Raw genomic sequence first — 13,182 nt, 5'->3', positions numbered from 1 at the left:
CAAATATAAGTACTTTTCAGCAGCCGGCACATTGTTATACAATAATACTTTATAAGGAGAATTATTGTGGGGGGTACCATGTGAAATTTTCAGCTATAGATTTATTCTCTGGAGCAGGCGGGGTATCCGAAGCGTTAAAAAAACACTTTGATATAAAATGTGCCGTGGAATTCGATAAAATTATTGCAACTACATATGCACTGAATCATGGCAACAACCACCTGTTAGTCAAAGATATAAGAAAAATCAAGAAAAAAGAATGGAGCAAGATCAATAAACAACTGAATGGTGGAAACCTGGACCTTCTCGTCGCAACACCGCCGTGTCAGGGTTTTTCCAGACACAGCCGCAAAAAGAGTGGCGTTAATATCGACGATCGTAACAAACTCATAATGGAAGTTATAAAAGTTGCGAATATATTCCAACCCAATTATATCCTATTTGAGAACGTCGATAATATAGTCAATTTCAAAATATTTCATACATTCTTGAGCGTCCTTACGAATTTGAACGCCGATGGATCTAGAAAACATTCTAATCGGCCTTCATATCACTTACGTTTCGAAGTTGTCAATGCCGTTAACTATGGTGTTCCTCAACATAGAAAAAGACTGATTCTTCTAGGTAAGAAAATAAAAACGTTTCCAAATATGGAAGCTATTATTCAGGAAACACCCAAAGGTTTACCATATGTTACTAAGCCGCTTTCTTTATGGCCTGAAAAGAAAAAAGCACTCACGTTAAGGGAATATTTATTGCCATTTAAGTTATCAAGTTTGGAAGCTGGCGGTTCTGATGCAAATGATAAGCTACATAGATGCAGGAATTTATTTCCTAATAATCTTCTTAGAATTAAAAGCACTCCATGGAACGGAGGAAGTCGTAGCGATTGGAAAGATAGTAACCTAGTTTTAGAATGTCATAAAAAAAAGAATGTAAGTTTTAGTGATGTTTACGGTAGAATGAATTTCGAAAGTTACGCACCTACCATAACTTGCGGTTGCCTTTCTTACTCAAAAGGTAGATTCGGTCACCCTGAGGAAGATAGGGCAATAAGCATGAGAGAGGCAGCACTAATACAAACCTTTCCTATTAGTTATAAATTCACTGGTAAACTTGATGGAAAACCATATGAAGGTTCTAGTGAAAACATTGCTACTCAAATAGGAAATGCTGTTCCAGTTAAACTAGCTCAGACATTCGTTGATCTCATCTACAATAAGTTACTAAAAGAATCTCAACAAGAACTTCTTTTAGAGCATCTAGTTGCTACTAAAGCATAAAATCTAGACCTATGACAGATTCTTAAGTCTCTTTTTTATTATGAAGTTAACTGAATAAATCTTCAACTACCGAATCATCATCCTTTTAGAGGTTTACCGTACCTTCATGGTCATACACCCGTCAACAGCCGAAGCTTTAACTTCGGACACATTGGATAAGCTGCTATCTTTCATCGAAACAGGATAAGGTGATGAATACCTCTCACTACTTGATTAAGAAGCCAGTAGTATGGAAAGTACGTGTATCACCCACACAGGTGTTCTTTGCGTTGAAACATCATGAATAAGACTTTAATTCCCCGGTACCAAAAACGGCATCACTTATTTATAAGCAAGTTCTATGTTGAAGATAATCCATTCCGTCATGTCAGAATCTATTGAGCCATTAGCGGCGGTACTTGAAAATCAAAAAGAAAGTTGATATACAAAAAATGAAGTGCTCATTATTAATGTTCGTGCCTACATCACAGAATTATCCGATATCTAGTGCGCCTACACCAGCTTTGAAAAAATCTTGAGTACGATAGAGAGAACGGCTCCTATCGAGTACTAGTTCCCCTGCTTGTGGTATAAATGGAATATTCACTATTCAAGATCGGTTTTCCGGGCAGCTAACTCGAGTGATGATTGGGGGGATTTTTAGAAAGGACGGATTTTCGAATCGTCAACTATAGTATTTAAAACGTTATGGTGTCTTTCAGCCCAACAAGAAACTATCGTAGTACTGCGGTAATGAAGCTGACGTTGGATTTTTATATGTAGAACTATAAATAGGTCAGTCAAACAGAACAAAAAATTATAAAGGAAGATGATTATATGGAAGATAGGAGCTCTCGTAAGTCTAGAATGGAGCAGCTTAAGAAAAAGATGAAAAGAGATATTTCATATGGAGAATTGTTTAACGAATGTATCGAAGTACTGGATGTAAACTCTCATATCTATAGTTTCGAGAAATCACAAGAATTAATTGAAAAGATGGAAAAAGAATTTAGATTCACTAATACCGGCAGAGTTGGATGGAAATATATCACTTATAAATTCTCTATTAAAAACATTTCGGATTTATATAGTCATAGTCTTGATTTAAATTCAAATTATTTTATCATCCTGAATGGAAACAATTTTCCGGTAATAGAAACGACTATTGGAGATGTAATTAAAAATTTCAAAGACATTGCTTTTGTTGGGTTTAACACGTGGATTGTTAATTTTGATGAAGGTATTATTATTGAAAATTACCACGATGAAGAAATAACAATCGGTAAGAGAGACATTTTGTCACGGGCATCAGCGGATAGATGCTCGGAGTAGCTCTGTATAGCCACATTATACGGCGGGCAGTGACGACCAGGCTCGCTTGTTTTCCATCATCAGTAAGGCTTATCCTCTGTAAACGTTGCATCACCGCACACCAATCGATGCGACCCGAGTTGCCACACATCCCCACGCTGCGTCTCTGACTCATTAATATCATCCAGGGCGCGCTGAACGTCGAAATCGCCCTCTATTACTGGATCTTCAACGTCCTTAATCTCAGGCAAACTGCTAATCAACTCGCATATCTCATCCTGCTGGAATCCAGACAACTCCATTTTCGATCTACCAGCCTGCAACTCCTCCAACAACCGAGCAGTGCTTCATCATCCCAGCCATCTGACACTTTATTAAGCGCCAGATTGAGCAGGTTTTCCTGCTAATCGACTAGATCAAAGACATAACCTCAGTTCCGTGTGGCCAAGCTCGTTAACTATGATCTTATACCTCTGATGGCCGCCCACCATGTTTCCGGCAAGCTCCTTCCAAACGATCGGCTCCACATAACAAAACAATTCACTGCTGCGGCGGAGCTTTTCATATTCCTGATCTCCCCGCTGTAGATTGATGCGCGCGTTATAGGATGCAGCATTTATTTGATTTGCTATTATCGTCCTAATATCCACCTAAATGCTCCTCTCAATAAAAAACCACTCGATTGAGTGGTTACCATGGTCCATTTAATATTTGCGCAATGAGTTGAATACCGAAACCCCATCCAATAAGTTTTATCCCTGTCTTTGTGAAGCCCTTTCTCCGATGAAGCTCCTCGTATGCCTTCTCAAATTCGTCCTGTGCTACATGAGCATCCACATAAGTTGGTATGCCTATTTGGTCAAGCGGCGTTCCTTTAAAAAGAAGCCAGGTCCCTCTTGTAGATATTAATAATCCCCCAATCCCAAGCAGCCAAACAATCCAATCCAGACATTCCATAATGGTTCCCCCATATCACATATTTTCTTCCAGTATCGGACAATATGTGACACGGGTCAAGGTGATACCTGAAGAAGATCCAGCTGCTTGCTTTGGATCTTCGTCGAGTATAGGTTTTGGAAAAAGCATCGAGCGCTCTCTCATTTCCTTATTACTAAACTTCAAAGTCCTGCAGAATATCCTCGCTTATAATCGCCAACAAGGCATATATCAAACAAGAGATTCCACCCACCTGTACTACACTTGTTTCAACCACACGACCACTTCCACATGCGTAGTCCACGGAAACATATCTACCGGCTGCACCTCAACCGTCTGATACCCGCCATCCTCCAACACCCGCAAATCCCGCGCCAATGTCGACGGATTACAGCTAACATAAACAACTCTATCCGGCTGCATTGCCAGAATCGTCTCCAGCAGCTCAGGATCGCAGCCTTTACGCGGCGGGTCGACGACGATGACGTCGGGCACAATTCCGCCCTCCTCGCGCCAGCGCGGAATGACGACCTCGGCAGGTCCAGCCTCGAACGTCGCATTCCCGATCCCATTCAGCTCCGCATTACGCTTCGCATCCTCAATCGCCTCCGGCACGATTTCTACGCCGTAGACGCGCCCAGCTTGCCGTGCCAGAAACAGCGATATCGTCCCGATCCCGCAATATGCGTCAATGACGGACTCTGTCCCGGTCAGCGCCGCATATTCCACCGCTTTGCGGTACAGGGCCACCGTCTGCAGCGGGTTCACCTGATAGAACGATCTCGCCGATATCGCGAAGCGAATACCGTCGAGCTCATCATAAATAACATCGCTGCCCCACAGCACCTTCGTCTCATCGCCAAAAATCACATTCGTGTTCCGCTCATTCACATTTTGAACGATACTCGTCACACCTGGCAGCTCCTCACGGATGCGCTCCACCCAGCGCTCAGCCTGCAGGAGCTTGCGTCCGTTCGTCACAAGCACGACCATCATCTCGCCCGTTACAAAGCCCGTACGCGCCATCACATGGCGCAGCACGCCGCGTCCGCTCTCCTCATCATAGCCAGTTACGCCTAGCTCGCGCCCAATCGCCTTCACTGCCCGCACAATCTCATCATTGCGGTCATGCTGAATTAGGCAATCGTCCATGTCTATAATCCGATGGCTGCCACGCGCATAAAAACCAGCAATCAGCTTACTTTCCGCACCATCACCGTCATTAGCATGACCGCCTGTCATCATGCCAATCGGCACCTGTGCCTTATTCCGATAGCGCCAAGGCTCGTCCATCCCAATGGTCGGATGCACAATAACAGCAGCTTCCGCCGCTTTATTTTCCGCCGATCCACCTGCCTGTGCCTTCTCCGCTTCCCCAGCGACACTCAGCTTCCCGATCCGCACCAGATTGTCCACCACATGCTGGCGTTTCCAGCTCAGCTGGGCTTCATAGCCCATATGCTGAAGCTGGCAGCCGCCGCATTGCTTATAAATATCGCATGGCGGCTCGACGCGGTCGTCGCTCGCGACCAGCAGCTCCTGCAAGCGCGCATAGCCATACTGCTTCTTCGTCTTCATGACCTTCGCGCGCACGCGCTCACCAGGGAGTGCGCCCTGCACAAAAAGGGTATAGCCATCAGCGCGGCCTACCCCTTCCCCGTCATGCGTCAGTCCGATAATATCGAGGACGACCTCTTCATTTTTGCTTACCGGCACATTTTCCGGCGGCTTAGACTGGGAATTGCTGCGCCCACGTCCGCCGCCACCTCTGTTATTCCTTCTGTTCATTGCTCTACCCGCTCCGCTCTATATCGCCATTAACGCAAGCAGGCCGCTAAGCGGCCAACTTTCTGCTCTTATTCTTTTTCACAAAATGACTCGCCATCATACACGAATCCCTGATCTTTCCTATCCAGTTCAGCGCAACCAGCGCTTCGCTTAAATCACCAATAGCAGCCTATGCTGTTTTGCGGATAGCCATCCATCATTTTTCGCTCTTAGCTCTTCGTACTTTGTTCATCGTCCTTCGCTCTTACGCTCACATAAATCCATTATACTACCGATAGGTCGACTCGCCCATCTCATCGGCAAAAATTCGCAAATGAGAAGGCAGCACCGAGAACGTAAACGGCAGCTTGCCGCCGTACTCGCCGTCGAGATTAATCTGCACGTAGTCTGGCGTCGTGACCTTCATCTCATTCGTGCGGAAATGGATAATATGCGGATCATTCATATGCTCCCCGCGCAGCGCAAGCGACACGAGGCGGATAAACTCTGGCAAATTGCATTTTCGCAGCAAAATCACGTCAAACAATCCATCGTCGAGCTTCGAGTCTGGAGCCAGCTTCTCAAACCCGCCAACCGAGTTGCTGTTGCAGATGAGAAAAAGCATAAATTCCTCATGAAAATCGCCTACGCCTGCGGCCTGGATTTTCAGCTCGGTCGGGCTGAGGCGCGTCATTTTCTCCATGCCCTTCATATAATACGCCAGCTGCCCAATCATCGTCTTGAGCTTGCTCGGCACATCATACGTCAGCTCCGTCAACGAGCCGCCACCCGCAATATTAATAAAATAACGCTCATTCGCCTTGCCGACATCAATCGGGCGCGTATACTGCTGAATGATCAGATCGACCGCATATTCCCAATGCTTCGGAATGCCAAGCGCCCTAGCGAAATCATTCGTCGTCCCTAACGGCAAAATGCCCAGCGGTGGCAAATTCGGCTTTTCCGCCAGCCCATTAATAACCTCATACAGCGTTCCGTCGCCGCCCGCCGCAATAATCAGGTCGTAGCCGCGCTCCGCAGCTTCGGCAGCCGCAAGCGTCGCATCGCCCTCGCCTATCGTCGCGTGGCAGCTCGTCTCAATGCCGCCGCGCTCCAGCCGCTGCAAAATATCTGGAAGCCTGCGCTTCATTTCTTCCCTGCCGGAAGAAGGATTATAGATCAATCTTGCTCTTTTATATGCTGACATCAGCGTGACCTCCAAGCCATTTGCAATTTCTCATGTGTCGGCAGGCCTACCTATCGCCTTCGCGCATGCGTAATTCGTGTTTTGCTTTCCACTTCCAAATATTCACGTTCCACTATTATACGATTACCCGCCTACCCAGGTGTTCATTTCATTTACCAACCATCTATTTTACTCCATCCTTGCACCCTTCAATCCAATTCATTTCAATGCACTGCACTTCAATGAACTGAACTTTATTTCCATCCAATCCAATTCACTATACTTCATTACACTTTTTTTCACATCAATTCACTTCAGTCCGCTCCAAACCCGCCAGCCAATCCACCATATTCCGCACCAGCCAGCGCTCAATCGCCGGATCAGGCAGCATTGGCCTGCCGTTATAGCGATAGTCAAGTCCCGACAACCGCTCCGGAATGACCTCATTCGTGAAATAGCCGTTGCTCAAAAATAACGGCACGACGATAACCGCTTCCTCCGGCCGTTCCACCTGCATGCCCTTCAACCGCTCAGCGGCCTGATCAGGCAGCAGCATAGCCGTTTCCGCGCGCGCGAAACCGCCCAGTTCGCGTATACGACCAGCTAGCGCATCGAGGCCTTGCTGCCAGCGCTCATGGAACACCGGCTCCTTGCTGCCGTGGCCAATTAATAGCAGCGCTTCGCGGCTCGGGTCCGCGCTAAGCGGCTTTAAATTTTCCAGCAGCAGCTCCGCAATTTCGGGATCATCATTAATCGGCATCCCCATATGGACATGCGCGTTCACCCGAAAAATGCCGAGATCGCCCTCAAAATCCGAGATCGGCGCAAAGCCAAAAGCCTGTCCAATCTCATCGATATGCGTACTGCCTGATGAAATAAACAGCGGTAGCACATACAGCTCGGTTACGCCCTGTGCCTCCAGCTCGTCAATGCCGTCCTGTATAAGCCGGCCCTCTACAATTTCAAGAAAAGACGAATACACGGGCACCTCGGCCCGCTGCATCGTCTCTGTTGCCCGCTTTACTGCTTCATCTACAAGCCGCACCCACTGCGCATCGCGCGAGCCGTGGCTTATAACGAGAATACCGGGTTTTTTCATGGCTTTCACGCACCTATCGTCCTAAACGTTCTAAAGCCATTTTATACCCGTCGTTGCCATAATTCAAACAGCGCTTCACCCGCGAGATTGTAGCCGTGCTCGCGCCTGTCTCCGCTTCAATCTGATTGTACGTGCTGCCCTTTCCGAGCATGCGCGCTACCTCCAGACGCTGCGACAGCGACTGAATTTCATTGACCGTGCACAAATCATCAAAAAACACATAACATTCCTCAACGGATTTTAAAGTTAGGATGGCCTCAAACAATTGATCTACTGCTTTATCGTTCAGCTTTTTGAGCTGCATATTCTTCACTCCTCTAGTCTTCGAACCGGACTTCCAATGCTCACATTGTAGCTTTTTTAACCGTTTTTTTCAAGCATTACCGTATTCACGCTTTACAGAACAGAAGAGAAAATGGGGGACATCTGCCGTTATTTTTCTGCAAGACCCGTGACATTCGTCCAATCCTTACGTTTGCCTATGCCATAGACTAATACCAAGTGTACACCACTTCACCGCCGCTCTGGCGGAGGAGCCCGCGCTTCACTAAGACCGCTTTGCACAACGCGCCTCGTCTCCCACGAGCAGAGCATTCCACCATGAAGCACGGCGATTCGACTATAAAAAATAAAAGGGTGATCAGCGTGAACTATCGCAATAATCCCGGCGGCTATCCCCAATATCCCCGCTACCCGCATGCTCAGCAGCCGCAGCAATTCCAGCATCGCAGCAGCCGTCAAGGGCAAAGCCAGCTCAGCCCCGCCGTTAACCATAAGGCCAGCGTATCCGGCTTACTGAATGAAAATGCGATCCCAGAGTTCCAGCCGCCGCTTCAATCGGTTCAAGCCGTACAGCCGGAATCCCAAACCATAGTCCCAGCTACCGCAGCCGAGCTTGCTGAATCCGTAGCCCCCGCCAAAAGCGGCGCCTTCTCGCTCGCCAATTTAGGAGAGATTAAAGGCTTCGTCGACCGTATAGGCGGCATTGATGGGATTTTGTCCACCGTGACGAAGGTTCAGAAGGTCATGAGCAGCGTCTCCCAGATGGCTCCGCTTGTGAAGGTGATCATGGGCTCCTTTGGGAAAAAAGGGGCCGCGGATGACGCCACCGATGACGTGGAAGAGTTCATCCCTAAACGCAGGCGCCGCAAGTCCGGCAGCGGCTCAGCCACAGGTCCCGCTAACCGCAGACGCAGAAGAAAACGCCGGCGCTAAGCCACAAGCAGCGGAGAGCAGCGCCGCAAACTCTGCCTGCCTCCGCAGCAACTAAAGCGCGGTAACCGGCGCACTTTCCTTCCCTTCTGCCAGCAGCAAGCCTTGCTGGCAGAAGCTTTATTTTTCACCGTCCACCCATCCCCGCGCAATAAAAAAGCCCGCGTCCACTAACGGACCGGGCCTCAAAACGCTATGCAAGCTTAAATGAACAACCAATCTATTGCCCAGTAGACAGCCATTGCCATCAGTACCGTGATCGGAATCGTAATGACCCAAGCGACCAAGATCCGGCCCGCCATCGACCATTTCACGCTGGAGAAGCGCTTCGCGCTGCCTACACCGAGAATCGAAGACGTGATAACATGTGTCGTACTGACTGGCAAATGCAGCACGGTAGCCGTCAAAATAACGACAGCCGAGCCTACATCGGCAGCAAAGCCATTGATCGGTTCGATTTTGAAAATCTTCGTACCCATCGTTTTAATGATTTTGTAGCCCCCGACGGACGTACCAAGCGCCATCGCCAGAGCAGCGGACAACTTAACCCATAGCGGCACATCCAAGTTATCCTGAACTCCCGCAGCAACGAGCGCAAACGTGATAATCCCCATCGCCTTCTGCGCATCATTCGTACCATGCGAGAACGATTGGAAGGCCGCCGTAATGATTTGGCTGAAACGGAAGCCTTTATTCACCTGATGCGGGCTCGATTTGGCGAAAATCCGCTTGAGCAGCCACATAATGATGAAACCAGCCGAGAACGCAATAAGCGGCGATAAAATGAGAGCTTTAACAATATCCGTAAAGCCCGACGCATTAATCGCGCCCATTCCTGAACCTGCAATAACCGCACCAGCCAACGAGCCGATGAGCGCATGAGACGAGGAGGACGGAATTCCGAACCACCACGTAACCAGATTCCAGATTATAGCCGATATGAGCGCAGCGATAACGACTTCGACACCATTCGGCAAATCAGCAGGATTCGCTACGCCGCTTCCGATCGTTTTGGCTACCCCGGTAAACATAATCGCACCGAGGAAGTTCATCACCGCAGCCATCATAATGGCTACGCGAGGCTTGAGCGCACGGGTAGATACCGACGTCGCAATCGCATTCGCGGTATCATGGAAGCCGTTAATAAAATCAAAACCGAGTGCCAGAATGACAACCGTCCATAAAATATATGAATCCATTCGAGTTGACTCCCACTTTCCGCGTTAGCTATTGCGCATAATAATCGATTCCAGCGTATTGGCAACATCTTCGCAATAGTCGGTCGTTTGCTCCAGCATTTCATAAATTTCCTTGCGTTTCATCAGCTCAATCGGATCGCTTACGTTCGCGAACAAGCTTGTAATACATACGCGAAGCAGATCATCGGCTTGATTTTCCAGCTCATTGAGCGCAATGTTCGGCTCACGAATAGCCAGCAGCTTCTTCTGCGTCAGCAAATAAATGGCTTTCTTGATCTGATGCGCGCAGCGCAGCAAAATGTCGCCAAACAGCTGAATGTACTCATCCTTCTCCTTGATGTTGTACATTTCGAAACGCGAAGCGCAAGCTTCAATTCCATCCAGCACATCGTCAAGCGAGCTTGTCAGCGCCATAATATCTTCTCGTTCAATCGGAGTGATGAACGTTTTGTTCAATTCCTTCAAAATCGTGTGCACATACTGGTCGCACTGGCTTTCGTATTCCTTCATCGTCTTGGCAAAAGTAGAGACATCGGACAAATCCGACAATCCGTTCGAGAAATACTCAACAGCAACAACGAGCGCATCGGCCATTTCTTCAAACGTTTTAAAGAAAATATCTTTTTTCTTGAACATCGTAATCCCCTTTACCCGGCTGGATGTTTTGTTTGGGCATTTTGTCGACCTATGGTGACCTTTGGTGGATAAGCCCAGAATATCTTAACACAGTTTACTTTAAAATTGTTAACGGAATATTAACGTTTATGAAAAAAATTTCTTTTTTTCACTCTATGCCGACACTCCGTTCATTTCCTCCGCTTCCAAAACAAAACGCCGCCTCCTAAAGAGACAGCGTCATAGCTAGCTATTATTGCGGACGCGGAAAGCACTCTTCACCTGCTAAAAGTGTTTCCGAACCGCGCTTATTTTACCCATACATCAGATGATCGGCAATCGTTTTTGTATTCGGGACGATGTGGAAAAAGGTTTTGCCCGGCACCAGAGCAAGCTCCTTGCCATCCTTCACGATCCGAATCATATGGTCCGGCGCCCGTACCCATGACGCCTCCGTCATCCGGCCCTGCTGAAACAGCATCGCATCTCCACCCGATTGCAAATCGACCGCGAGCCGGCCTTCATTGTCCAGCGTCTTATGGCTTGCAGCGAGTACAACCAAATTGGTTGCTGCTAGCTGCTCATTATTGTTGAGATCAATATGCGCTTCATCGTTGATGGAACGCTTATATAGCTTGCTCGCCTCATCATAGGCGTAAGATACCTTATAATCCTTCAGCGTAAAATGAATCGTGACCGCCGTCGCAGGCGTCGTTGCCTCCGCTGCGCCGTTCTCGGCAAACACATAGGCCGGCACCGCTGTATCCTGCTTGTAATTTTTCTTCTCCGCTCCGGAACGAAGCTTCTCCAGATCGGAATACAGATTATGCGGCGCCTTGCGCTCCTTGCTGCGCCAGAAGTATGCGCCCGCATTCGAAATTTCATCCAAATACGGCTTCTTCTGCTGCTGCAAAATCGCATATGCGTCATTGCTGCCGCCCGCATGGGCTAGCACAGCGCCGTAGCTTTCGCCAATATTAATTAAATAAGGCCGAATGCTGCGAATCGGGCCAATCGAATCGGTCAAGGCGTCCGTGCTTTGGAACAGCGCAACGAGCCTCGTAATGCCGCCTTCGGCAAGCACCTCCCACACGACGTCGGCATTCGACAATCCCGATTGCGGGCGAGCCGGCTTCAGGTTGTTGATCATGACGGCAATCGGCCGCTCTAAGGCTTCTGTCTGCCGTCCAACTCCCGTTAGTGGTGCTTGATACGGCAATGCCTCCGGTGACACGCTAGGGCTTGGCAAAGCGCTTGGCTCTGGTGATGCGGTTGGAACCGCTTCCCCTTTAGTGCCTCCCGCACAAGCTGCAAGCAGCACAAGCAGCAGCAGAATGCTGGACGATAAACCGATTCTTTTTCCCAATTTCATGAATGATACCCGCCTTTATCTGAATGATCCAAGGTGAAACGGCTGTGGCCATCCTTTTGAGGCGCGGCGCGTTTCAATCCGAGAAATATACGCATTTATAAGTTGAAACTTATACATGCGTATATTTTTATAATTTCAAATCTATCCTCTAGCATGATAGATAACATGACAATTTACGCAGCAAAAAGCTCGCAAAAGCAGCTTTGCTACCTTTTCTACCTTTCTACTATACCACAGGATGATAGAAGGAGTAACAGATTAAGCAAAAACAGGACCTGCTCACGCGTGAGTCCCGCGTAACAGGTCCTGCCATAAAGCCGGATGCCGCCGTAAGCGGCACTCCCTTTTTTCCAGTTTAAATGCTCCAATGATGCCATTCCTGCTGCTTCTTATCCAGACCCTCCAGCCATTCAGAGCTGATGCGAATCGCTTCCTCCTGATGCTGGCGGTTGGAATACGTATGCATCGCCTGAAAAATAATCTCCTTGTCGCACAGCCCCTCGCTGCGGGTCCAGAATACCTTCTGATAAAGGAAGCTGTAATCGACCGGTATAAGCTCATCACTCGTGCCATGGACGAGCAGAACGTCGCCGGAGAAGCGCGTAGCTGCCTGGAAAGGCTGATGCTCCAGCAGCGAGTCGAAGAAGGCGGGCTTCAGCGTAAAGCCGGAATAATCAACACTGCCGGATTGGACTGCTTCATCATAGCCCTTCCTGCCGACAATTCGGACAATGTCATTGAAGGGATAAGCAACTGGCGACCATAAAAGAAGGCGCTTGACCCGTTTATCCTTAACGGCTGTCATAATCGATACCGCTCCGCCCAGACTATGACCGAGCAATACAATCTTGCGCGGATCTACGCATTCCATGCTCGTGATGTAATCAAGTGCTGTGCGCGTCTGATCGACCATGCTGTCGAAGCCGAGCGAGCCATAATCGCCATTGCTCTCGCCGCAGCCGCCATAATCGAAGCGCAGCACATACGAGCCTTTGGCAGCAAGAGCGCGGGCTGCTTTCACAAACAAGCGGTCCACCCCGATGCGGCTGCCAACAAATCCATGGCAAATAATGATCGCCTGCCGTTTGCAGTCGTCGTTCTTCTTCTCATCCGTCGGATAATGCAGCGTAGCTGCCAGCTCCAAGCCTTCATGGCGCAATACCAGATGCTTCTCCATGTCCAAAACCTCCTGCCGTTTCCATACAGCGTCTTAATTATATTAA

General features: G+C 48.4%; 12 protein-coding genes. 3 read left to right on the top strand and 9 right to left on the bottom strand.

Features of this window, described 5'->3' with window-relative positions; all coding sequences use genetic code 11:
* The first annotated feature begins 80 nt into the window (after window positions 1-80).
* Together MHB80_RS04840 and MHB80_RS04835 are read left to right on the top strand one after the other, a co-directional pair.
* Complete coding sequence (locus MHB80_RS04840; protein ID WP_341281112.1) at window positions 81-1,283, top strand: DNA cytosine methyltransferase; 1,203 nt, start codon at window positions 81-83, stop codon at window positions 1,281-1,283.
* An 816-nt stretch (window positions 1,284-2,099) separates the two neighbouring features.
* Window positions 2,100-2,594 carry a hypothetical protein gene (locus MHB80_RS04835; protein ID WP_341281111.1) on the top strand — a complete coding sequence of 165 codons (495 nt, stop codon included), beginning with the start codon at window positions 2,100-2,102 and terminating at the stop codon, window positions 2,592-2,594.
* 669 nt (window positions 2,595-3,263) lie between these two features.
* On the opposite strand, the gene MHB80_RS04830 is transcribed toward MHB80_RS04835, so the two are convergent.
* From MHB80_RS04830 to MHB80_RS04810, 5 genes are all read right to left on the bottom strand, one after another.
* Window positions 3,264-3,530, bottom strand: a complete 267-nt coding sequence (locus MHB80_RS04830; RefSeq protein ID WP_341281110.1) for a hypothetical protein — start codon at window positions 3,528-3,530, stop codon at window positions 3,264-3,266.
* A gap of 237 nt (window positions 3,531-3,767) precedes the next feature.
* Entirely contained in the window at window positions 3,768-5,297 is a 1,530-nt protein-coding gene (gene rlmD / locus MHB80_RS04825) for a 23S rRNA (uracil(1939)-C(5))-methyltransferase RlmD (RefSeq protein WP_341281109.1), read from the bottom strand.
* Window positions 5,298-5,565: 268 nt separating this feature from the next.
* Complete coding sequence (locus MHB80_RS04820) at window positions 5,566-6,483, bottom strand: diacylglycerol kinase (protein WP_341281108.1); 918 nt, start codon at window positions 6,481-6,483, stop codon at window positions 5,566-5,568.
* Window positions 6,484-6,766: 283 nt separating this feature from the next.
* Window positions 6,767-7,561, bottom strand: coding sequence for a CbiX/SirB N-terminal domain-containing protein (locus MHB80_RS04815; RefSeq protein WP_341281107.1), 795 nt, complete (start codon window positions 7,559-7,561; stop codon window positions 6,767-6,769).
* Between the two features lie 13 nt (window positions 7,562-7,574).
* Complete coding sequence (locus MHB80_RS04810) at window positions 7,575-7,865, bottom strand: YerC/YecD family TrpR-related protein (RefSeq protein ID WP_046231556.1); 291 nt, start codon at window positions 7,863-7,865, stop codon at window positions 7,575-7,577.
* Window positions 7,866-8,206: 341 nt separating this feature from the next.
* On the opposite strand from MHB80_RS04810, the gene MHB80_RS04805 reads away from it, so the two are divergent.
* The gene (locus MHB80_RS04805; protein WP_341281106.1) at window positions 8,207-8,776 is read left to right on the top strand and encodes a tyrosine protein kinase; all 570 of its coding nucleotides are present in this window, start codon (window positions 8,207-8,209) and stop codon (window positions 8,774-8,776) included.
* Window positions 8,777-8,976: 200 nt separating this feature from the next.
* Here MHB80_RS04805 and MHB80_RS04800 read toward each other — a convergent pair whose 3' ends face one another.
* From MHB80_RS04800 to MHB80_RS04785, 4 genes are all read right to left on the bottom strand, one after another.
* Entirely contained in the window at window positions 8,977-9,972 is a 996-nt protein-coding gene (locus tag MHB80_RS04800; RefSeq protein WP_341281105.1) for an inorganic phosphate transporter, read from the bottom strand.
* A gap of 24 nt (window positions 9,973-9,996) precedes the next feature.
* On the bottom strand, window positions 9,997-10,608 hold the full coding sequence (locus MHB80_RS04795) for a DUF47 family protein (RefSeq protein ID WP_341281104.1): 612 nt from the start codon (window positions 10,606-10,608) through the stop codon (window positions 9,997-9,999).
* A gap of 292 nt (window positions 10,609-10,900) precedes the next feature.
* Window positions 10,901-11,959 carry a DUF3048 domain-containing protein gene (locus tag MHB80_RS04790; RefSeq protein ID WP_341281103.1) on the bottom strand — a complete coding sequence of 353 codons (1,059 nt, stop codon included), beginning with the start codon at window positions 11,957-11,959 and terminating at the stop codon, window positions 10,901-10,903.
* Window positions 11,960-12,314: 355 nt separating this feature from the next.
* Complete coding sequence (locus tag MHB80_RS04785; RefSeq protein ID WP_341281102.1) at window positions 12,315-13,136, bottom strand: alpha/beta fold hydrolase; 822 nt, start codon at window positions 13,134-13,136, stop codon at window positions 12,315-12,317.
* Window positions 13,137-13,182 lie beyond the last annotated feature (46 nt).

The organism is Paenibacillus sp. FSL H8-0537, assembly GCF_038051995.1.
GTDB lineage: Bacteria > Bacillota > Bacilli > Paenibacillales > Paenibacillaceae > Pristimantibacillus.
The sequence above is the reverse complement of the archived record's forward strand: the minus strand, read 5'-3'. Positions and strand labels throughout refer to the sequence as shown.